Genomic DNA, 21,840 nt, shown 5'->3' with positions numbered 1-21,840 from the left:
CCCAACACTGTTACACCCAATGAATCGGGATCTGAGTAACGAATTCGTGGTCATAATTTTTTTACCCGAAAAAGTTAGGAACTATTTCAGAATGTCTGTAGTTTTGTGACCTCAATTCAAAAAATGACTTGAAGTCAATATATGGGAACATCGGAGCGCAAAGAGCGCGAAAAAGAACAGAAAAAGCTGCTGATCCTGGAGTCGGCCGAGGAGTTGATCCTTGAGAAGGGACTTGACCATCTCAATATGGATGAAGTGGCTGAGCGGGCAGAGGTTAGCAAAGGCTCGCTGTATCATTATTTCAAAAATAAGACCGACCTGGTACTGGGTATTTGTAATAAAGCCACCAATATGCTTTCCGGGCAGATTTCGGATGTATTAATCCGAGACCTTCCCGGAATTGAAATGGTATATACCATCGGGGCAACCTTCCTGAATTTTGTACGATCTCATCCGGAGTTTTTCCGGTCTATGCGCTTTTTTGATAACCTGAAAGACACTGATCAGCTTGGTGAAAGTGAATACATCGAAATGTGTCAATCCAATATGGATACTTCTTTTACAAGCATGGTTCGCGCTATTCAGATAGGTATGCAAGACGGATCTATAAATGATTCTTATGATGCAAAAGAGCTGGCTGTTCTTTTGTGGAGCACCTCTCATGGAATGGTAAACCTGGCTTATTTACATCAGAATACTCCGCATTTTCATCTTTTGGAAAAGAACAAAGTAGAGATGAATTCTTTGTTCGAAGGCTATATGAAACTCATCGGTTGCGGAATTGCAACGGATGAGAGTAAAAAAGATATTGACTCGAAGTCAATTTTTGAAACAGAATCTAAATAGAACCGTAGAAGCTCCCGCTTTTTTTGAACCAATTTTCAGAACCACTTAAACTAATGACAACTCACTCACCCATGAGATTTACTTTCCTTGTAACAGGATTGCTTTTGCTCTTACAATCAACGGCATTTGGACAGGTAAAAGGCGACTCACTATTTGCTGATGCAGAACTAACACTGGAAGATGCCATCAAGGTGGCCGTTGCCAACAATCCACAGGTTAATCGGGCACTGCTTTCCGTAAAAGATGCGGATGAACTCGTTGATATTGCGTACAGCGAAGTGTATCCGAATATCTCTTCAAGCATGAGCTACACCCGGAACTTTGAAGTGCCTGTAAACTTTATTCCGGCCATCATATTTGATCAGAATGCAGATCCCGATGAATTGGTGCCCGTAGCATTCGGAACGGATAATAACTGGCAGGGTGGATTTACGGTTACCCAAAACATTTTCCGGGGCGAGGTTTTTGTAGGACTTTCCACTTCAGAAATTTTCAAGACTGTTCAGCAGGAAAACCTCCGGGCCACAACTCAGCAGATTATAACACAAGCCCGGGTAGCTTACTATCAGGTGTTGGTTGCTAAAGAGCAGCTAAGGCTGCAGGAAGCTCAGATCAGGCGAATTGAGCAGAACCTGAAAGAAAACCGTGCCCGTCAGCAGGCCGGACTTGTTGATGAATACGCCGTGCTTCAACTTGAAGTGCAGCTGAGCAATCAGCGTCCACAGTTAATCGAAGCTAAGTATGCGGTTGATGAAGCTTACCGGGGGCTGAAGTTGGCGCTGGGATTACCACTACAGGTTGATTTTGAAGTGAAGGGAAATTTCAACGCTTTTGATATCGTATCAGAAGATGCAGGTGCTGAGGAGAATGCCCAGATCAAAAGAATCGACCAGATGAACCCCTTTATTTATCAGAGAGAAGAGGAACCCATGAGCTCGTTTGTGGATGAGCGCGGCGATCTTCGTATTCTGGATGCACGACTAAACCTGAATGAAAAAGAAATTCAGGCGGTGAAGAGCCGGTTTCTGCCAACCATCACAGCATCCTACAACTTGCAATGGAGCGCAGCCGAACCGGGCAGCCCCACCTTTTTCGAAAACAACACAAGATTTCAGACACTCGGGATTAATGTAAGCCTGCCCATATTTGAAGGCTTCAAAAGAATGGCTGACGTTCAACGCGCCCAGATTGCCCGGAAGGATATCGAAGAACAAATTCGCGCAGCTGAGTTGTCTGCTGAAAATGAGGTTGCATCTGCAGCTGAAGAGCTGAACAAAAGTTTTGAGACGGCAGAAGCTCGCAAACAAGCTCTTGAGCAAGCCGAGGAAGGATATCAGCGGGCGCTTGCAAGACTGGAGAATGGTATCGGTTCACAATTAGAAGTTACAGATGCCGAAGTACAGGTCCGTCAGGCGGAAGTAAACTATGCGCTGATGGTTTTTGAATATCTGAGTGCCAAAGCTCAATACGATCTGGCAACCGGTCAGGTACCTTATGTTGATACTATGGAAATGGAAGTAGAATGATTTTTAACAATAAAGACACGAACTCAATCGAAATGAAAAAATTTAATCTGATTTTAATAACTGTTTTTGCAGCCCTTATTGCTGCCTGTTCGGGAGAAGCCCCTGAAATTGCCAATGATGAAGTTGTGGGGAAAACGGTGAACGTAGAAACAAGAACGCTTCAGCCGGAGACATTCAGAAGTCAGCTTCGGGTAGTGGGAAATGTGGAAACCAAAAACGACATCATGATTTCCGCTGAAGTGACCGGGCGTATCATGGAGCAGTCAGTTCCGGAAGGTGCTATCGTTAAAAAAGGCCAAACCATCCTGAGGATTGATGACGCTAAACTGAAGCAGGAAAAAGCCCGCCTTGAGGCTGCAACCGAGCAAGCCCGTGAAAATTACGAGCGCCTGCAGCGTGTGTATGAGGAAAGTGAAATCGGCTCGGAAATTGATGTGTTGAATGCGAAATTCAATTATCAACAGAACAAATCCGCGCTGGAGTCGATTAAGGTTGATCTGGAAAACACCACTATTTCAGCTCCTTTTGCCGGCACGGTAGAGCAGTTCATGCTGGAAGAAGGCGAAATGGCAAGTCCCGGAACACCTGTGGTTAGGCTGATCGGTACCAACAAGTACATTGTGACGGCCGGTGTGCCTGCCCGCTATGCAGATGTGGTGCAGTCAGGTGACGATGTTGAAGTATGGTTCGACACTCAGAATGCAGATACCCTTCAGGGAGAAATTTCTTTTGTTGGAAACAGTATTGACCCGCAAAGCCGCACATTCCGAATCGAAGTTCTGCTTCCGGTTCAGCAAAAAAGCTATAAGGTAGATATGATTGCCAACCTGCGCCTGAATACACTGATGGAAGAAAACGTGCTGATTGTAAGCGAAGAATTCATCTATAAAGAAGAAGACGAGTTCATTACATATGTAAAAACAGAGAATGAGTCCGGCGCTCCGGTTGCAGAAAGGAGAGTTGTGGAATTAGGGCCGTCTTACCGGTCGGATGTAATTATAAGAAGCGGACTTGCTCCCGGTGAAGAGTTGATTACCATCGGGTCGGCCTTTCTTAATGATGGTGTGAGACTGAATATTGTGGAATCTCGTGAGAGCGATCTTGCATCCAATTAATGATTTTAAAAACGATTTTGGAGAAATAGTACGATGAGTACCGACGATATAACAAATGGTGCCGGCGCAAAACGATCTATTCCGGACAGTTCAAACCGGAAAGAGTTTTGGCTTTCCTCATTTTCGATAAACAACCGCATCAGCGTGTTGGTGTTGATTATGTTGGTTGCCGTTTTAGGGATTGTGTCTTATATCACCATTCCTAAGGAGTCTTTCCCGAATATTACAGTTCCGAATATTTTTGTGGTTACGATCTATCCCGGAGTATCTCCCGAGGATATGGAAAGCCTGATTACCCGTAAGCTTGAGGATGAACTGAGCAATATCAGTGATGTGAAAACGATGACGTCCACCTCTTCGGAAGGGTATTCGAATATCAACCTGGAGTTTAACACCGGGATTGATATCGATGAAGCCCTGCAGAAAGTGCGGGAAAAAGTTGACCTGGCAAAACCGGAGCTTCCGGAAGATGCCGAAGACCCGACTATTCAGGAGGTAAACCTCTCCGAGTTTCCCATTATGCAGGTGAACCTGTCGGGCGATTACAGCCTCGACATCCTTAAAGAAATTGCCGAGGATTTACAGGAAGACATTGAAGCCGTGCCTTCCGTTTTAGGAGTTGATTTAACCGGTGGTTTGGAGCGCGAGGTTCAGGTAGATGTGGATCTGCCCAAGATGAAGTATTACAACCTCAGCTTCACCGACATCATCGCGGCCATACAGCAGGAAAACGTAACGGTACCCGGCGGCGATATTACCGTAGGTACAAAGAACTTCCTGTTACGAGTGCCCGGGCAGTACGAAACAACAGCTCCGCTTGAAGATATTGTGGTTAATGCGGATGACGACAAACCGGTTTACATCCGGGATGTAGCTACCGTTACTTTTGGATATAAGGAGCGGGAAACCTATTCCACCCTCGATGGGTCGCCGGTAATCACACTCGGGATCAAAAAACGAACCGGGCAAAATATTCTGGATACTTCCACCGAAGTGAAGTCTATCCTCGAAGAGGCACTGCCAAATCTGCCGCCAAGTACCGTTTATAAAATAACCAACGATCAGAGTAAAGACGTGGTAAGCATGGTGTCAAACCTGGAGAATAACATCATCTCGGGCCTGATCCTGGTAGTAGGTGTCTTGCTCTTTTTCCTTGGGGTGAGGAATGCCTCATTTGTAGGGGTATCCATTCCGCTTTCCATGTTTTTATCGTTTATTATACTGAGCGCGTTGGGAATCACCATGAATATGATTGTGCTGTTTTCCCTGATACTGGCACTGGGGATGTTGGTGGATAATGCCATTGTAGTGGTGGAAAATATTTACCGTTACCTGGAGGAAGGTTTTGATAACTTTGAGGCCGCCAAGAAAGGAACCGGTGAGGTAGCGCTGCCCATTATTACAGGAACCACAACCACTATCGCAGCTTTTGCCCCTATGATTTTCTGGCCGGGTATTGTCGGTGAATTCATGGGATACCTTCCTAAAACTTTGATTATCACCTTAGGTAGTTCATTGTTTGTCGGGCTGATTATCAACCCGGTAATTTGTGCTCTATTTATGCGGGTAGATACCGAGCAGGGTAAAGCGGTGATGACTAAAAAAGGGAAGCGAATTCTTTATGGCTTCCTTGGAGTGATTGGGGTGGCATTGGTGGTTTCAAGCTTTGTTACCTGGACCATGCTCATCATTCTTGGGGTGATACTTTGGGCTACTAACAAATACTTCCTGGAGCCAATCGGAAACTGGTGGCAGCTTAAAGGGCTAAATAAAGTGCTCGATAAATATGAAGACACCCTCGAGTGGGCATTAAACCATCGCCTTTCAACCATTGGAATTTCAGTAGCTGTATTGATTTCCAGTTTCGTTGTGTTTGGTGTGTTTTTCCCGGGATCAGAATTCTTCCCGGAAGACATCCCGCCAAGAGACATCTACGTTCAAATTGAAACACCTGTTGGTTCGGATGTGGAGTTCACAAAAAGCGTAGTGGATAAAGTAGCCGCCCGTGTTGAGCAAATGCCCTACAACGTGGATTACAATACTATTCTGGCAACATCGGGTGCGGCAATTACCAGCGACCCGGCCGCCTCGGGAGGGAATTCAACCCATCTCGGAACGGTTGCCATTAATTTTGTGGATTATGAAGAACGCCAGAAAGGCGTGTTTGAAGCCATGGAATACATGCGGAATGATTTGTCCGGGCTTGTTGCCGGCGCAAAAATCACCGTAGAAAAACCACAGGACGGCCCGCCCACCGGACCTCCGATTAACCTCGAAATCTCCGGTCCTCAAATGGATCAGCTAACACGCATCTCAAACCGTGTGCTGGAGATTATGGAAGAAGATTCCATCTTCGCTAAATTGGATGGACTTGAAACCGATTTACCGGAAGCCAGACCAGAAGTGAAAGTCGAAGTGGACCGTGAAAAAGCAGCACTTTTCGATTTAAATACCAATGAAGTTGGGATGACGGTGCGACAGGCCATCAACGGTGTAGAGGCTTCAAAGTTCCGGGATGGAAAAGAAGAATACGAAATTATCGTCCGCCTATCGGATGAGTACAGAGATGATCTCAGCACCCTGGCAGACCTGACTATATTCCAGGAAGGAATTCAGGTCCCTCTTTCAGAAGTGGCCACCTGGGAAGTGAGTGATGGCTTCGGCGGAATCCGTCATAAAGAGTCAGAGCGGGTTATTACCGTTAGTGCGGATGTTCGCTCCGGTTACCAGTCAAATGCCGTGCTAGCCGAAGCGCAGGTGCTGTTACAGGATTACCTGGATGGACTTCCCGGCGGCTACTCGTACGAATGGACAGGGCAGCAACAGGATCAACAGGAGTCGTTTGAGTTCCTGGGCAAAGCCTTTCTGATAGCTTTATTCCTTATTGCGTTTATTCTGGTTTCACAGTTCAATTCAGTAGCCAAGCCGGTCATTATTTTAAGTTCGGTGATTATGTCCACCGCCGGAGTATTTTATGGATTGGTGACCTTCCAGATGGCTCTTGGTCTGATGGCTATACTTGGAATTATATCGCTGGCCGGGGTAGTGGTGAATAACGCCATTGTACTTATTGACTATGTTGATATTCTGCGAACCCGGGACGGACTCGACTTACGTAGCGCCTTGATTGAAGGCGGGAAAGTTCGTTTCCGGCCGGTAATTTTAACGGCTATCACAACAACTCTTGGTTTAGTACCGCTGGCAATCGGTTTCAACTTTGACTTCATAACTTTAGTCAGCAGCCCGATTACCTTCTTCTCAAATCTCAGTGAATATATTTTCTGGGGTGGTGAACAGGCAGCCTGGTGGGGCCCGATGGCAATCGCCGTTATTGTTGGGTTGATTTTTGCCACTGCCTTAACGCTTATCCTTGTCCCTGTACTTTATAGCGTCATTGAGCGAGGCAGAAGAAAAGTGAATACCATTATGTTCGGAACTACAGAGCCGGGTATTATAAAAGACCAAAGTGAGTTGAATGGTGAGTCTAAAGGCAAGCCTGCTTTAGAACCTTCAGCCGGCTAAAGCTCGAATAAAGAATAGTTAAAGCCCGTCATCTTTTTAAAAGGAAGACGGGCTTTTTTGTTTACGAAAACTTTTATCTTATAAGAAAAATTAAAAACAACATTCTGTGATACAACGACTACAAACGGTATTTCTGGCACTGGCATCCATACTTAATCTTTCGGTTTACTTTACCCCCATTTACGAGAAAGCCATGAACGATCCTCAGCTCTGGATTGGCATTGGCCTGGCAAGTTCGTTGTTAGTGGCTTTAATCATAAACGTCTTTTCCATCTTCCTCTATAATAACCGGAAAAATCAGATAGCTTGGGTGAAAAGAGCTGCGCTGTTTCAGGTAATCGGTCTTGGGTTTTGTGTGGGTGTTTTATTTTCACTGGGAGGAATCGGAACCTACCTTTGGGATGAAGCGCTTGGAACCGGGCTTGTAATTGCAGGACTCCTGTTTCAGATTTTAGCACTTCGTTTTATAAAAAAAGATGAGGAATTAGTCCGTTCAATGGATCGAATCCGATAGGAGTATTTTGAGTCAGGATTATTCAAAAGCTAAAGTTTATCTGATCCTTATAGTTGGGCTCACCACCTTTGGCTTTGCCCCCATTTTAGTGAAGTTTGCTACCGAACATTCGGCCCTTTTGTTAGTGGCCATACGTACGGTAGGCGCTTTTCTGATGCTGCTGCCTTTTTATATCTATCAAAAAAAGAGCGACAAATACGATGTAAAGCCGGTGGGTAATGAAACCAAATGGATGGCCTTTGCCGGGATTGCCTTAGGGCTTCACTTCATACTTTGGATCAGTTCACTTTATTACACCTCGGTGGCTTCAGCTTCGGTGCTGGTTACCATTCACCCCATTATGTTGATTGTAGCCGAACGGGTGTTGTACAAAATGGAGTTTGCTCCCACCGTATGGATTGGAGTGTTTATCGCTTTTGCCGGATCCGTCCTTTTAGGAATCTCTGATTACAATACGGAGTCAACCTTTGCCAACCCCTTGCTTGGAAATGCGATGGCTTTCGGAGCAGCAGCTATCTTTGCCGTTTATTTTCTGATCGGGAGAAAAATCCGGCAAAACCGATCCTGGCTCGGGTATGTATTCCCGGTTTATGGCTATGCGGCAGCAACCTGTGTTACTATTTTGCTGATTGTGGAAGGAATGCCCCAGCACATTTCCCCGGTGGTGATTTGGGTAGGGCTGGGATTGGCCATAGGTCCGCAGCTGATGGGCCACGGTTCTCTAAACTACGCCGTTAAATTCGTTTCACCCACATTACTTTCCACCTTAATTCTGACTGAACCCGTGTTTGCGACCGTGCTTGCGTTTTTTATCCTCGGAGAACTTCCGGCGATTCTTTCCTTTGTGGCCATTTTTGTGACCTTAGTAGGGGTTGTGCTTACCTGGAAAAAGAAGCCGAAGCATAAGAGAGAGATCGATGAATAACCCGGGTATTTCGACTCAATTTATCCAATAAAAAGGGTTAGTGTATAGGAATTTGATATAGAGAATATCGGTAAGTCAATACAAATCAGGGGTAAAAGGCATTTCGCGAACCTTTTCGGTTATTTCAACGTTAGAAATGCTGAATTAGATTAAACATTACTAAGAATTCAGGAATTCAGCTTAAATAGGTGTATCATTACTTCCGGCAGATGGAATTGTGACTTCATTATAGAATTGATTTCAAACAATAATGAAACCAACATCACTTAATGCTATTTGAAAGAGACAACATTATTGGAGTGTCTAAGTATTTGCTCCTCACCGGCTGTGGAGCTATGCTTTTCTTAAGCTGTTCGCAATCTTCAGACACACGCGAGAACAGCGAAACCCTCCCTGTTTCTGTAAGTGAACCCGTTGAAAGAGACTTTGCAGAGATTAAAAGGAACGGCGTACTCCGTATGATTACCAGCTACAGTTCGGGCTCCTATTTTCTGTATAAAGGAGTTCAGGTTGGTTTTGAATACGAGCTGCTGAAAGCCTTCACAAAAGAAAATGACCTTGCCCTTGAGGTTGTGATTACCGGCCCTGATGAAAGTCCCTATGACCTGCTCAATAGCGGTCGCGGTGATATTATAGCGGCCAATTACACCATCACCCCCGAAAGAAAGCAGGTGGTAGAGTTTACCCGTCCGTACAACATGGTTGATCAGCTTATTGTAGTTTCGGATGACCTGGGTTTTAAACCGGAAAGTATTTCGGATATGGAGGGAATTCCCATCAGTGTTCGCCGGAATAGTTCATACTACGTTCGCTTAAAAGAGCTAAAAGATGAAGGCTTCCCGGTGAACATCAACATTATCCCTGAAGATATGGACACCGAGTCGGTATTATTTCAGGTAGCCGATGGCACGTATGAAGCTACCGTTGCTGACGACAATATTTTTGATGCAGCCGATAAATACATGAATGGACTTATAAAAGGACCACTAATTGCCGAAAGTGATACCATTGCCTGGGCAGTCCGCAAAAATGCTCCCGATCTTGAGTATCAGCTAAACCGTTTTCTGTACAAGCATTTTCGTTTTGATGAGGATGGGGTTCCCAAACGCTCTGCATTTCTGAATGTATTACGGAAAAAATACTTTGAGTCGGGCAACCAAATAGCTGATTACTACAGCCCTACTTATCAGGGAGAGCAATACGGCACTATTTCTCCCTATGATAATATGATTCGTGAGGTAGCCGATGAAATGGATGTCGACTGGGTGATGCTTACCGCTATAGCTGCGCAGGAATCGAAATTTAATCCAAGCTCGGTGAGTTGGGCAGGAGCCGTAGGGATTATGCAGGTGTTACCAAGGTTCTCAGAAATCTCATCTGACTCATTGTATATCCCGGAAGTGAATATTCGTGAGGGTGCTAAAATTCTGGCTTCTCATCTTGACCATTACGCCTATATGGACTCTACCAATAAATGGTCGTTTGCCCTGGCTGCATACAATGCCGGTTCCGGCCACCTTGCTGATGCCCGCCGGCTCACTATCGATCACAATAAAAACCCCAATGAATGGGAGGATGTGTCGGAGTCTTTATTAAAGCTGATGCAGCGTAAATACTACCAGCATGCACGCTACGGTTTTTGCAGGGGTATTGAGACGGTCCGGTATGTAAATGAAATTATGAACCGGTACAGCACGTATCAGACTATATTAGCGCATAACAGAGAGAAGACCGCAACGGGAACCGGAGTGCTGGGTTTAAAAACCTTTAATTAACCTTCAGCACCAGTAGGGTGATGTCATCGTACTGAATGCCATCCGAAAAGTCCATAATGTCATCGATAACAGCATTCATTATTTCGCTTGATGATTTTTCAAGATGGGATTGAATGCATTGAACAAGCCTTTCTTCCTCGTACTCTTCGGTTTGTTCTGGGTTCATCGCTTCGGTAACGCCATCGGTATAAAAAATCAACGTATCGCCGGTTTCCAGGTTAATGGAGGCTGAATCATAAGGCATCATGGAAGGCATGGCGCCTAAAATCACGCCACCCGCATCAAGTTCAACCGGTTCTTTGCTGCCTTTTTTGAATAGCATTGGGTTGTTATGGCCCGCGTTCACATAATCAAATTGCTTGCCGTCGGCCGATATTTTTCCCCAGAAGAAAGTGATGAATTTGTCAGCCGGTGTATTTTTATGAATGATATCATTAATGCTTCCGGTAGCCTCCGACAGGGTTATGTCAATCGGGGCTAAGGCATGTAACATCGATTGCAGGTTGGCCATCAACAACGAAGCCGGCACTCCCTTTCCGGTAACATCGGCAATGGCGAGTATATGCCCGTTGTCGGGAGTTTCAAGCACATCGAAATAGTCGCCACCCACCTGACGGGAGGAAATGTTAGTAGCCTCTAAATCAAAACCTTCGATGGTTGGAATTGGGGATGGAAGCAGCCCTTGCTGAATGGTTTTGGCAAGGTTGAGCTCCTCTTCCATTCGCTGCTTTTCTATCTGCTCTTCGAGCAATAATGTCTTTTGGATGGTAAGCAAAGCCAGGTTTCCCAGCGACTGTAAAAAGTTGACCTGCTCTTTACCATAAGGCTCTTTATTGGCGGGAGCTCCAACCCCTACAACACCAATTTTTTCATTTTGAAAGCGGAGCGCGATTAGCAGTTTGATGCCATTTTTCTCCAAAAAGGGACAGTCATGTTCTTCATCACAATAGAAAACATCTTCGAGTTCAAAAAGTGTATTCAGTTCTTTATCAGTAGGCTGTTCCTTTAACCCGCTGCTGGCTACAATAGATTTTTCTCCGTCAACATCCAGTACAAAAAAGAACGTTCGGATCAACATTTGCCCCAGCATGGCAAACTTGAACGTTCGGGCAATTTCATCCCGGTCCACCATCATATTGAAATCTTTACTGAGCTCCAGAAGGGTGTTCAGATCGTGTACTTTGCGATCAAGCTTCCGGTTTATCAGTCGAAGCTCCTGGAACATTCGTGAGTTGGCAATAGCCACCGAAGAAATGATAGTCAGGCTTTCGATGAACTCCAGTTCACTAGCTGTAAGCGGCTGTTTATTTCCCTTTGGCCCCAGGCATAAAAAACCAAGGTGATGATTGGTGGTTCTCAGGTTAAAAAAGATGCTGCCTTCAGCCAGCCCCAGTTTTTTTGAAATCTCAGGAAATTCTTCCGCTTTAAGTACCGTACGATCCAGCTCGGCCTCAGGAAATTCAAGCTGAACTGAATCATCCTCATCAAGATCACTCTTTCCCTTAATCTTGCTTACCAGGTAAAAATGATTCGAGCCTTTATTGATGAGAATCATTCCCTTGGGCACCAGCAGCTTCCCCATGGTAATCAGCAGAAGATTGTTCAGTACAAAATCCGGTTCCTGCGACTCGATGAGCATCCGGCTGGTTTCCAGCAGGGTACGAAGCTCAAATCGGCTTTGGCGTTCTTCAGTATTCGAAAGAGAAGTTTTTATATCCACGATGCGTCAAAGGTTTTTGACCATACGTATTTCGTTGGTATGTCCTTTGCGGTTATACTGTACCTGATCCATGAGCTTACGGATCAGGTAAACGCCCATGCCGCCGCGTTTCTTTTCTTTGATGCGTTGCATAAGGTCGGGTTCGCTGTAAGTGCTGGGGTCAAAACTATTCCCTTCATCCATCAATGAAATCCATAGCTGGTTGGCGTTTGAGCCAATTTCTATATTCACTTTTTCAGTGGGGGAGTTTTTATAGGCGTGTTTAATGATATTGGTGTAGGCTTCATCCACTGCCAGCCTTATTTCTGAAATATCTTTTTGGCTGAGCCCGATATTTTCGGCGTGGGCAGCAACAAAATCCCGCACTTTGGCGAGATGCTCTGTAGAAGCTTCAACAGAAAGGGTTTGTATGTTATTATTTCCAGCCACTCTCTTGGTTATTTAATTGTCAAAGCTTTCTAAGGCTTCTTTTTCATCTTCCAGGATATCATACAAAGTTGGAAAGCCCAACAGATCGAATACGTTATAAACGCGGTCGTTCATATTTGTCAGTTTGATGTCGCCGCCTAAACTTCTCACATCTTCGATGTAAGCCATAAAAACACCTAAACCGGCACTGGCTATATAATCCAGACCGGAGCAGTTGACGATGATAGCATAGCTTTCTTCATCAATTAACGATTTTAGTGCGTTCTCAAGCTGAGAAGCAGTATGCGCATCAAGCTCTCCACTGATATCCAGTATACTTACGTGATCATGTTGGCGTGTAGCAATACTGAAATTTTTCATTCCACTTTTATTGAGGTTGGTGAATGATGTTGAAGCTGCATAATAACGTAAACCGTAGAATTAGGAAAGTTTTTCGGAGTGGAAGGTTACGAAGTTGGAATAAAAAAGATGCAAAAAAATAGCCCCGCACATTTATCTAATGTGCGGGGCTGACTATTCATCAAGAGAGACGCTACTTGAGCGCATCTGTAATTAAGCAAATGCTTGGGAGAGATACAACTATAAATTATTTAAGCTTAAAATAGTATTAGCTTCCTGATCTCTGAACTTTAGAAACCCAGTAGCCGGTATTCAATTCACTACCCAGCTCAGCTCCAAATTCTTCAGCTTCGGCTTTCTCAGCAAAGAAGCCAACCCGCAGCCGGAACCAAACATCACCGGTTTCTTCCTTCCCTATTTTAACCGTATATACATGAGGATAATCACGATCGGTTAAGGTGTTTTTATATTCGTTTGCCTCTTCTTCCGACCGGAAAGCTCCAACCTGAACTACATACGTTCCGTCTTCAGCAAACTGAGGACCCTGTTGCTCTTCCACCATTTCCTGTTGTTGCTTGGCCTGTGCAATACTGTCTTCCCGGGCCTGCATCATCTCAGCGATTCTTTGTTCCTGAACTTGTCTGAGAGAGTCAAGTCGTGCTTGTTCTTTAGCTCTTCGTTCTTCTTCGCTTGGTCCGCACGCCTGGAAACTCACCAAAGCCACTGCCAACAACAATGTGTAGATGCTTACTTTTTTCATAAGAATAGTAGTTAGTTGATAATTATCTGTAAATGGTATTCCCGAAACGAATTAAACTTACATTATCCCAACCTGTTTCACAAATATTCACGGGGCAAAACTTTCAGAAGTATCAGATTAGTCCGTATCTTATATAGACTGAATCTAAATGAATATATTTTGGTTCAGCAACTACATGAAAAACTCTCTGTTAAAAATATCCGGATTAACGAAGTCATTCGACCAAAGCGGGCCCGTTGTAAACGATGTCAGTTTTGAAGTTAGTAAGAATGAAATATTCGCACTGTTAGGCCCCAGCGGATGCGGGAAGACTACAACTCTGCGCCTAATCGCAGGTTTTGAACAGTGCGAAGCCGGCGAAGTACACATCGAAAATGAGCTGGTTGAAAGTACCCGGAAACGTCTTTCTCCACAGAAAAGAGAGATAGGTTTTGTGTTTCAGGATTACGCACTTTTCCCACACATGAACGCGCTCGAGAATGTGGCTTTTGGCCTTCGGGAAGTAGAGAAAAAGAAGCGCCCGGTTTTAGCTGAAGAAGTGCTTTGCCGAACGGGTATGGAAAAGTACAAACACCGTATGCCTGATGAGCTTTCCGGCGGGCAGCAGCAGCGGGTAGCGCTGGCCCGGGCTATCGCCCCCAAGCCGCGGCTCGTGCTAATGGATGAGCCTTTTTCAGGACTCGATGCCATGCTCCGCGACACCACCCGAAAAGAAGTTCGTGCTATTCTCAAGAAATCCGGGATGAGTGCAATTCTTGTAACTCATGATCAGGAGGAAGCCCTTTCTTTTGCCGACCGGATCGCAGTAATGAATAACGGGCAGATTGAGCAAATCGGGACTCCGGAAGAGGTGTACTATCATCCCAAAACACAATTTGTAGCCCAGTTTTTAGGCCGAACGAACTTATTCCGAGCTCATGCTGACGGATCTGATAATGTAGAAACCCGGCTGGGTCCGGTTAAAATAAACAAAGAAGCCGAAGGCCTGATTTTATGTTCTATCAGGCCGGAGCACCTGACCATTGAGCGGTGCAAAGAAAATGGAAATGAAAGCGGCATCATTGTTGGGCGGGAGTTTCGCGGGCACGATATTACCTACCACGTACTTTTTAAGGGAGATAAGTACATTGTACATACCGATAACCGGCTTCTGTTTGATGTGGACGAGCATGTAATCGTGAAACCTCTGGAGCCGGCTGTAGTATTAGAACAGAAAGCCTGAACCGAAATTAAAATCTAACTGAAGTATTATGTCATTTTTTGGATTTCTATTGTTACTGCTGATCGCCGCTATTTGTGGAGGCATTGGGCAAAGCATCAGCGGATATAGTTTTGGAGGCTGCCTGATCTCAGCCGGGGTTGGTTTTATTGGTGCCATCATTGGCAAGTGGATTGCCAGCGAACTGGGCCTGCCTGAACTTTGGACTATTGAAATCAGCGGAAGTCCCTTCCCCGTTATTTGGTCTATCATCGGGGCCGCATTATTCACCGCTATTCTCGGCGCTATAATGAGGGGCAAGGAAAAAGCGATCTGACGTTTTCACTCTTATCATAATTGATAAGATTTGTGAAGCCCCTTCCATTTGCCGCAGGTATTTCGTAATTAGCAGCTTCTTATTAATGCTAAAATCGGGATATATGTATAAGCCATTTATTTATGCGGTGATTCTTTTTTTAAACGTGAGCGGGTTTACAGCCTTGGCCCAGGTAAACGATGAGCTGCCAAAGCGGAGTGATAATCTTGAGGTGCTTTCTCATGTGCCACTGGGAGCTCCTTTAAGTGTTACGGATATTGTAATTGAACAGGAATTAAGCCGCCCATATGCTTATGTGGGAAGGATGCAGGCCGAGAAAGGCTTCGACATCATTGACTTATCAAATCCTGAAAAAGCTGAGGTAATTTACCGCTGGCGAATGCCAAATGAAGAGCTGCATGTTGGGCTGGGCGGAATGGATCCCAAATACTTCAAACATAAAAACCGCTACTATGTGGTACAGTCGCTGCAGTTTTTTCAGGGCGGACCAAATACCGATGCCGGTGCCGTTGTCGTTGATGTAACCGGATTACCGGATGTGAGCAAAGTGAAAACCGTGGGTTATGTTCGCAATGCAGAACACCCGGGTGGCTTCCACAATATATTTATGTACAAGCATTCTGATGGCCGGCCCCTGCTGTTTGCCACCACCTCTGGAGATGATGCCTATGTATATGACCTTGGGAAATTTGTTGAAGGGAAAGAAGATATCCTTGCCGGAACCATTCCTAACCCGGACACTCCCGCTCGCATGGCCGGTGCTTCTTTAGGGTATCATGATTTTTACGTGGGATATCATCCCGATAGCCAGCAAGATCGCTTTTATGGCGGTGGAGCCGGCGGTTATTTTGTGTTTGATGTGACTGAGATGGATTCGGTCAGCTTGCTGGCTTCAGTGACCGGCGTGAGCGGAGTTGTTTGGGGACACACGGTTACTCCATCACCGGATGGCCGTTATATTGTTGGGGAAACAGAATACATGCATGCCCCGCTACGAATTTTTGATTTGAAACCTGCTCTTGATGGTGACGTTCAGAACATCAGCGATCCCATAAGTTCCTGGAATTTTGACTATGAAAACCTGGTGCACAATCACGAAGTGAGGTGGCCGTATCTATTCGTGTCCGGTTATGAGGATGGCTTACTGGTTGTGGATTTATTCAGCCCGGATGAGCCAAAAACCGTTGCCTATTATGATACCTTTCTTGGAAAGCATCAGTCCGGAATGTGTGGAGATAATACCTGTAACGGAGCTTTTGGAGTAGATGTGCGCAATGAAGACGGCCTTATCGTAGTTAGTGATATGGGAACCGGATTCTGGGCATTCCGCTTGGACGACTTCCAGGGCTGGAACGGCCGCGGCTGGGGGCTCCCGAATATCTCCAGTGCTCAAAACTGGGATGAAGGTCCTACAGAGAACTAATTTCTCAAAGTAAAAGCATTAGATCGGTTATGATCAGAAAGAGATATCTCATTATTGCCTTACTGTTTGTTGGTTCGGCTTTAAGTACAGAGCTTAAAGCCGGAACCGATGCGTGGGATATTTACCCACCTTTGGTATGTGCAGAGCGTGGTTCTGAATATTACACCATCGACCTGGTAACCACCAAGAATGTACCCGGTACAGGTTTGGCCAAGGGTAAGGCCGTCATGAAGTTCAATCCCAATCCATTTGGTATTTCCATCACTAAAGACGGTTCCTACCAACACCGGCTGGATATAAAACTGAACAAAGTGAACAAACCCCAAAAAGGAACCTTTGTGGCCTGGGTGACGACCCCATCATTAGATAAAGTAAAGCTGCTGGGGGCTCTGGATAAAAACCTGGAAACAAGCGGCACGGTGGATTGGAATAAATACATAGTGGTGATCACATTGGAAGAAGGTGTTTCGAAAAGCAATTCTTCTACGTGGTCGGGGCCTATTGCCTTTCGCGGACTATCCCGGAGCGGGCTTATGCACACCATGGCCGGCCACGGCCCATTTGCCCAGGAACCCTGTGCTAAATACGGATATTATTAATGCAGAAGTTGTACCCTAAGATTTCTTTCCTGCTCATGCTGTTTGCAGGGCTTTCCTTTTCAATACAAGCACAGCACGAGCATCATAATATGGCAGGTCATTCCATGGATACTTCCAAAGCCGTATGGCGCATGCCTCCCATGAACATGGAAATGCCCATGCTGCCCGGAATGCATAATGAGCTGCCACCAGTTGAACCGTTTATCGCCGGGCTGGGGCTTACCAAAGAAGATATTCCCTTCGCAAAACCCCAGGAAATTCTGGAGCTGGCCGATGGAGATACCGTTGCCTTACAGGCTTCTATTGTCCGCCGGAATTTAGAAGGAAAAGATTACGTGATGTATGGCTACAACGGCCAATATCCGGGGCCGCTGTTGAAAGCACCTCAGAACAGTACCGTGGTGGTAGAATTCAATAACCAGATTGAATTTCCGACTACGGTTCACTGGCACGGGTTAAGGCACGATTACCGGTTTGACGGAACCATGTTTTCACAAGATCCTGTGATGATTGGTGAGTCTTTCACTTACGAGTTGTTTTTCAGGGATGCAGGTGTGTACTGGTATCATCCTCATGTGCTGGAATATATTCAGCAGGATCTCGGGCTGTATGGAAATATGCTGGTGGCTCCGCCCGAGGAAGATTATTACAATCCGGTGAACCGGGAAGAAATGCTGATCCTGGACGATATCCTGATTGATGATCAGGGGATGATTCCCTGGGGGAAGTCGAGTCCCACTCACGCTCTGATGGGACGGTTTGGAAATGTGATGCTGGTGAACGGGAAAACAGATTACAAGCTGAATATTGACAGAAATGAAGTGCTACGGTTTTACATCACCAATGTGGCCAACACCCGAACCTTTAATATGGTATTTGAAGGGGCAAAAGTTAAAGTAGTCGGTTCTGACGTCAGTAAGTTTGAGGAGGAAGTGTACACCGAGAACGTGCCCATTGCCGTGGCCGAGCGCTACATTGTGGAGGTGTTGTATGAGGAACCGGGAACTTACCCGATTCTGAATTCCATACAGGCCATCAATCATTTTCGGGGAGAATTTTATCCTCATAAAGATACCCTTGGGATGGTGACGGTTTCTAAGAAAAAAGCAGACGAGTCTTTTACCGAAGCGTTCAACACCTTACGTGTAAATGAAGATGTGAAAAAAGACATCGCCGGGTTTGAGCCTTACTTTGACAAGCCGGTGGACAAAGAGCTGGAGCTTACGGTAGCCGTTAAGAACTTGCCCATTCCCATCATGCAGTCTATGCAGTTGGACACCGCCTACGTGCCCCATGTAGAATGGAATGACACCATGCCGATGATGAACTGGCTTTCGACCGGAAAGCAGGTGGAATGGATTTTACGTGATCCTGCAACCGGCAAAAAGAACATGGATATCTACTGGGATTTCAAGAAAGGGGATGTCATCAAGCTTCGCATTTTTAATAATCCGGATACTTTTCATCCCATGAATCACCCCTTTCACATTCACGGTCAGCGCCACCTGGTGTTGAGCATGGACGGCGTGGAAAACCCCAATATGGTCTGGAAAGACACCTCAATTATACCTGTCGGCTCAACGGTGGACTTACTGGTTGAAATGTCGAATCCCGGAAAGTGGATGATGCACTGCCACATTGGTGAACACCTGGATGCCGGTATGATGCTGGGTTTTGAGGTTGGGGAAACTCCCTAATAGACGGGGCAAACCGGTTTGGTAATTACCCAGGAGTATTAAAAGGATGAAAACCGCAAAATAGCCTTCACTTGAACATTCAATGTTGAATGTTCATTATTCAATGTTCAAGTGACCCCGCCGGGAATCGAACCCAGATCTAGGACTTAGGAGGTCCCTATTCTATCCAATTGAACTACAGGGTCGGTTTGGTTTGAACAATCATTCCTGAAAATATACGTACCTAAACGTAACTAATCAGCTTCAGACAAGTAGAAGTTTACCGATAGTTTACACTAAAATAAAATTCGAAAGGGATGCAGAAGATTTCCGTTCTTTTTCTTTTTCTGGTACTGGCAGGCAGCGTTGAGAGTGAGGCACAATCACAAATTACAGGTAAAATAGTGGATGTGGAAACCGGTGATCCGCTTCCGGCTGCACACATCATTGTGAAGGATACTTATCGGGGAACCATTTCGAACCGGGAGGGAGAATTCAGCATCATAGTCCGGGAATTTCCGATAACGCTGGTTGCCCGGTTTATCGGTTTCGAAAGCCAGGAGAAAGTGGTGACCCAGGATTCCGGTCCGGTTGACTTTCTGCTTAAGCCATCCGTGGCAACCATGGGGGAAATTGTGGTAACCGGCGAAGATCCAGCTATTGCCATCATGAGAGAGGTCATCCGCAGAAAGAAAATCTGGAGGGCCAGTCTTGAAACCTACAAGGCTGAAGCTTACACCCGCCAGCAGGTTAAAAACGACACATCTATTGTTTCCATTTCGGAGAGTATATCCGTGGCGTACTGGGATAAGGAGCGTGGCTCCCGAGAGGTGCTCAAATCCAAGCGGCAAACGGCCAACATTGACGCCACTGATAACTTTGCCGGGGTCAGCTACCTTCCCAACTTTTATGATGATAATCTGGATATAGCCGGTTTCGACATGGTGGGCGTCACCCACCCGGATGCGCTGAAGTATTATGAATTCCAACTGGAAGATATTCAGTCGCTGGATGGACAAGTTGTATATGAGCTGTCGGTGACTTCTGATCGTAAGCTGCAGCCTCTTTTTGAAGGGACGATTTTTGTATTGGGGGAAGAGTACGCTTTGCTTGAAGTAGATTTAAGGCCGAACTCCGTGGTTGTGTTTCCGCCGCCGGTGCAGGACTTCAACCTTACCTATTCTCAGCAGTTCAGCAATTTTGGCGGAGATTATTGGCTTCCGGTTGATGTGCGTATCGAGGGGTTGATTGAAGTGGGGCTGGTTGGCTTACGATTTCCACCCATTGGGTTTAAGCAGGTGGCGAAGATGAATAATTACGAGGTGAATTTAGATCTTCCGGATTCACTTTTCAGAGAGATGGACAGGTTCAGTGTAGATTCCACCACCATCAATTCCGGCGATTCTCTTTTTGTGAATGAAATTGATATCATCCCGCTGGATACCCAGGAAGAAATGGCCTATGAAAAAGTGGACAGCAACGCCACCCTTGAAAAAGCATTTAAGCCCACCGGTTTCTTTACCCGCTTTATTGACTGGGAAGAGGAAACGGAATCAGATGGTTCATCAACCACGGTAAGTGCCGGCAGTTCGGGTAGCTCAGGCGGTAATAATGGTTCTTTCTTTGCTAAACTGACTCGTAATCTTAGTCCACAGGCAAGGTTTAACCGTGTGGATGTTTTTTACGGCGGTATCAAGCATGAAAGGCGATATGTAGATAACCGGCTGTCATCAGAAGTTTTTGGCGGGTACAGTACCGGCTATGGCGATGGTACTTTCTCGTACGGGGCAAAAATGGGATGGTGGCCGCTTAAGAAAACCCGGAGGTTTGCGATGTCGCTGGCCTATAGCGCAACCACAGAAACCCGCTACAACTCCGACATGTACATGCCTTTAATGACCAGCATCCCCAATCTATTCGGCTACGCTGATTATTTTGACTATTACCGGAATGAAGGAATTGATTTCGTGGCTGCATATCGCCCAAGCGGAGTGAATGGTTCCATACGCTTTAATTATATGTACGAAAATCACGAAGCCATAAATTTCAGCAGCAGTTATGATATTGTAGGAAGAAACTTAATACAACGCCCCAACAGCTATATCGATGAAGGAACGTTGAGTGCAGTCAGGCTGACTTTCAGTAATGGAGAGGATAGAAAAGCGTTGGGTGCTATCGGTGCTGACGATTTCTCACTCAGTGTAGAACAGTCAGCGAAAGCAATCGGGAGTAGTTGGGATTATACCCGGTTCAAGATCGATCTGTATCGCAGGTATGAAACCTTTTATCAACGCCGGTTCTTTCCGAATACGCTGGATATGAGATTGAACGCCGGAACCTATATCGGAGATCTGCCCATCCAAAAAAATGAAGCTCTTGATGTTGCCCTGGGCGTTGTCACTCCATTTGGAGCATTCCGGGCCAAGCGATTTATTCCTTACGAAGGAGCGAGCTATGTATCACTGAATGCCGAGCACAACTTTAAGAGCGTACCGCTGGAAATGCTGGGGTGGAGAAAAGCCACTCAAACCGGGCTTAGCATTATCGCTTTTGGAGGAATCGGACGAACGTGGGTGCAGCAGGAGCAGGTGGATGAATTCAATACCCGTTACGGATTCCCCCCGGTTACTACCGACGACTGGCATATGGAAGCAGGACTTTCCCTGAGTAATATATTTAATCTCTTCCGCGCCGATGTTGCCTATCGTATTGACAACCCGGGAATTTATGTGGGCGTTAGTGTAGCCAGATTCTTTTAAGGCTACATTCGGTTTTTGTATTAACAAGTGTCTGTTGAAAAATTCGTCATTGCGAGGAGCCCGTGAAGTGATGAGGTTCCATTGGTTTAATCGACGAAGCAATCTCCATGACTAGTTCAGGATATTAATTCGGGGAGATCGCTTCGTCGGCATACATAACGACATACACTGACATTTGTACTCCTCGCGATGACAGATATGTTTTTATAATTAATCAAACAGAACGGTCAATTAAGATTAGGCGTGTCATCTATATATAATCTCCTCCGTGAAACACTTTCAGAACCGGTAGGTGCTGAAAGGTTGTCCAGATAGGGGCTAATTTTTCAAAATCACCCCAATAAAAAAGGCTCGCTGCATAAGCAACGAGCCTTAAA

17 protein-coding genes and 1 tRNA gene are annotated in these 21,840 nt (G+C 45.6%); 13 read left to right on the top strand and 5 right to left on the bottom strand.

What is annotated here, in order from left to right; genetic code table 11:
- The first annotated feature begins 141 nt into the window (after nt 1-141).
- The 7 genes from JJ941_RS07515 (at nt 142) to JJ941_RS07485 (ending at nt 10,223) form a co-directional block, all read left to right on the top strand.
- A complete protein-coding gene (locus JJ941_RS07515; RefSeq protein WP_290963373.1) occupies nt 142-846 on the top strand; it encodes a TetR/AcrR family transcriptional regulator in 705 nt (234 codons plus the stop codon).
- A gap of 71 nt (nt 847-917) precedes the next feature.
- On the top strand, nt 918-2,372 hold the full coding sequence (locus JJ941_RS07510) for a TolC family protein (RefSeq protein WP_290963370.1): 1,455 nt from the start codon (nt 918-920) through the stop codon (nt 2,370-2,372).
- 32 nt (nt 2,373-2,404) lie between these two features.
- Nucleotides 2,405-3,487 carry an efflux RND transporter periplasmic adaptor subunit gene (locus tag JJ941_RS07505; RefSeq protein WP_290963368.1) on the top strand — a complete coding sequence of 361 codons (1,083 nt, stop codon included), beginning with the start codon at nt 2,405-2,407 and terminating at the stop codon, nt 3,485-3,487.
- A 33-nt stretch (nt 3,488-3,520) separates the two neighbouring features.
- Nucleotides 3,521-7,009 carry an efflux RND transporter permease subunit gene (locus JJ941_RS07500; RefSeq protein ID WP_290963364.1) on the top strand — a complete coding sequence of 1,163 codons (3,489 nt, stop codon included), beginning with the start codon at nt 3,521-3,523 and terminating at the stop codon, nt 7,007-7,009.
- A gap of 106 nt (nt 7,010-7,115) precedes the next feature.
- On the top strand, nt 7,116-7,523 hold the full coding sequence (locus JJ941_RS07495; protein WP_290963361.1) for a DUF4293 family protein: 408 nt from the start codon (nt 7,116-7,118) through the stop codon (nt 7,521-7,523).
- 7 nt (nt 7,524-7,530) lie between these two features.
- The gene (locus tag JJ941_RS07490) at nt 7,531-8,448 is read left to right on the top strand and encodes a DMT family transporter (RefSeq protein WP_290963359.1); all 918 of its coding nucleotides are present in this window, start codon (nt 7,531-7,533) and stop codon (nt 8,446-8,448) included.
- A gap of 269 nt (nt 8,449-8,717) precedes the next feature.
- Nucleotides 8,718-10,223 carry a transporter substrate-binding domain-containing protein gene (locus JJ941_RS07485; RefSeq protein ID WP_290963356.1) on the top strand — a complete coding sequence of 502 codons (1,506 nt, stop codon included), beginning with the start codon at nt 8,718-8,720 and terminating at the stop codon, nt 10,221-10,223.
- Here the strand turns inward: JJ941_RS07485 and JJ941_RS07480 are convergent.
- The 4 genes from JJ941_RS07480 to JJ941_RS07465 all read right to left on the bottom strand — a co-directional run bounded on the left by JJ941_RS07480 (nt 10,216) and on the right by JJ941_RS07465 (nt 13,471).
- Nucleotides 10,216-11,943, bottom strand: coding sequence for a SpoIIE family protein phosphatase (locus tag JJ941_RS07480; protein WP_290963352.1), 1,728 nt, complete (start codon nt 11,941-11,943; stop codon nt 10,216-10,218). The two genes, JJ941_RS07485 and JJ941_RS07480, sit on opposite strands and share 8 nt — an antisense overlap.
- Nucleotides 11,944-11,949: 6 nt before the next feature.
- Nucleotides 11,950-12,372, bottom strand: coding sequence for an ATP-binding protein (locus JJ941_RS07475; RefSeq protein WP_255134470.1), 423 nt, complete (start codon nt 12,370-12,372; stop codon nt 11,950-11,952).
- A 12-nt stretch (nt 12,373-12,384) separates the two neighbouring features.
- Complete coding sequence (locus tag JJ941_RS07470) at nt 12,385-12,732, bottom strand: STAS domain-containing protein (RefSeq protein ID WP_255134471.1); 348 nt, start codon at nt 12,730-12,732, stop codon at nt 12,385-12,387.
- A 247-nt stretch (nt 12,733-12,979) separates the two neighbouring features.
- The gene (locus JJ941_RS07465) at nt 12,980-13,471 is read right to left on the bottom strand and encodes an SPOR domain-containing protein (protein WP_290963347.1); all 492 of its coding nucleotides are present in this window, start codon (nt 13,469-13,471) and stop codon (nt 12,980-12,982) included.
- Nucleotides 13,472-13,646: 175 nt separating this feature from the next.
- Between JJ941_RS07465 and JJ941_RS07460 the strand changes: the two genes are divergently transcribed.
- The 5 genes from JJ941_RS07460 to JJ941_RS07440 all read left to right on the top strand — a co-directional run bounded on the left by JJ941_RS07460 (nt 13,647) and on the right by JJ941_RS07440 (nt 18,725).
- Nucleotides 13,647-14,693: an ABC transporter ATP-binding protein gene (locus JJ941_RS07460; RefSeq protein ID WP_366069246.1), complete on the top strand. Its 1,047-nt coding sequence runs from the start codon at nt 13,647-13,649 to the stop codon at nt 14,691-14,693.
- 28 nt (nt 14,694-14,721) lie between these two features.
- Complete coding sequence (locus tag JJ941_RS07455; protein WP_255134474.1) at nt 14,722-15,006, top strand: hypothetical protein; 285 nt, start codon at nt 14,722-14,724, stop codon at nt 15,004-15,006.
- Between the two features lie 103 nt (nt 15,007-15,109).
- On the top strand, nt 15,110-16,429 hold the full coding sequence (locus JJ941_RS07450; RefSeq protein WP_290963343.1) for a hypothetical protein: 1,320 nt from the start codon (nt 15,110-15,112) through the stop codon (nt 16,427-16,429).
- 29 nt (nt 16,430-16,458) lie between these two features.
- Complete coding sequence (locus JJ941_RS07445; protein ID WP_290963341.1) at nt 16,459-17,028, top strand: hypothetical protein; 570 nt, start codon at nt 16,459-16,461, stop codon at nt 17,026-17,028.
- Nucleotides 17,028-18,725: a multicopper oxidase family protein gene (locus JJ941_RS07440; RefSeq protein WP_290963339.1), complete on the top strand. Its 1,698-nt coding sequence runs from the start codon at nt 17,028-17,030 to the stop codon at nt 18,723-18,725. Before JJ941_RS07445 ends, JJ941_RS07440 begins: the two co-directional genes overlap by 1 nt.
- 112 nt (nt 18,726-18,837) lie before the next feature.
- On the opposite strand, the gene JJ941_RS07435 is transcribed toward JJ941_RS07440, so the two are convergent.
- Nucleotides 18,838-18,910 (bottom strand) — tRNA-Arg (locus tag JJ941_RS07435).
- Nucleotides 18,911-19,021: 111 nt separating this feature from the next.
- On the opposite strand from JJ941_RS07435, the gene JJ941_RS07430 reads away from it, so the two are divergent.
- Nucleotides 19,022-21,463, top strand: coding sequence for a DUF5686 and carboxypeptidase-like regulatory domain-containing protein (locus tag JJ941_RS07430; protein WP_290963337.1), 2,442 nt, complete (start codon nt 19,022-19,024; stop codon nt 21,461-21,463).
- Nucleotides 21,464-21,840 lie beyond the last annotated feature (377 nt).

The organism is Gracilimonas sp. (assembly GCF_017641085.1).
Lineage (GTDB): Bacteria > Bacteroidota > Rhodothermia > Balneolales > Balneolaceae > Gracilimonas.
This window is presented reverse-complemented; position numbering and strand designations above follow the sequence as displayed.

Bases quoted from the DNA above. Each gene is read 5' to 3' on its own strand.
- JJ941_RS07500 (WP_290963364.1), top strand. From the start codon at position 3,521: ATGAGTACCGACGATATAACAAATGGTGCCGGCGCAAAACGATCTATT.
- JJ941_RS07510 (WP_290963370.1), top strand. From the start codon at position 918: ATGAGATTTACTTTCCTTGTAACAGGATTGCTTTTGCTCTTACAATCA.
- JJ941_RS07440 (WP_290963339.1), top strand. From the start codon at position 17,028: ATGCAGAAGTTGTACCCTAAGATTTCTTTCCTGCTCATGCTGTTTGCA.
- JJ941_RS07455 (WP_255134474.1), top strand. From the start codon at position 14,722: ATGTCATTTTTTGGATTTCTATTGTTACTGCTGATCGCCGCTATTTGT.
- JJ941_RS07470 (WP_255134471.1), bottom strand. From the start codon at position 12,732: ATGAAAAATTTCAGTATTGCTACACGCCAACATGATCACGTAAGTATA.
- JJ941_RS07485 (WP_290963356.1), top strand. From the start codon at position 8,718: ATGCTATTTGAAAGAGACAACATTATTGGAGTGTCTAAGTATTTGCTC.
- JJ941_RS07445 (WP_290963341.1), top strand. From the start codon at position 16,459: ATGATCAGAAAGAGATATCTCATTATTGCCTTACTGTTTGTTGGTTCG.
- JJ941_RS07450 (WP_290963343.1), top strand. From the start codon at position 15,110: ATGTATAAGCCATTTATTTATGCGGTGATTCTTTTTTTAAACGTGAGC.
- JJ941_RS07505 (WP_290963368.1), top strand. From the start codon at position 2,405: ATGAAAAAATTTAATCTGATTTTAATAACTGTTTTTGCAGCCCTTATT.
- JJ941_RS07515 (WP_290963373.1), top strand. From the start codon at position 142: ATGGGAACATCGGAGCGCAAAGAGCGCGAAAAAGAACAGAAAAAGCTG.
- JJ941_RS07465 (WP_290963347.1), bottom strand. From the start codon at position 13,471: ATGAAAAAAGTAAGCATCTACACATTGTTGTTGGCAGTGGCTTTGGTG.
- JJ941_RS07430 (WP_290963337.1), top strand. From the start codon at position 19,022: ATGCAGAAGATTTCCGTTCTTTTTCTTTTTCTGGTACTGGCAGGCAGC.
- JJ941_RS07460 (WP_366069246.1), top strand. From the start codon at position 13,647: ATGAAAAACTCTCTGTTAAAAATATCCGGATTAACGAAGTCATTCGAC.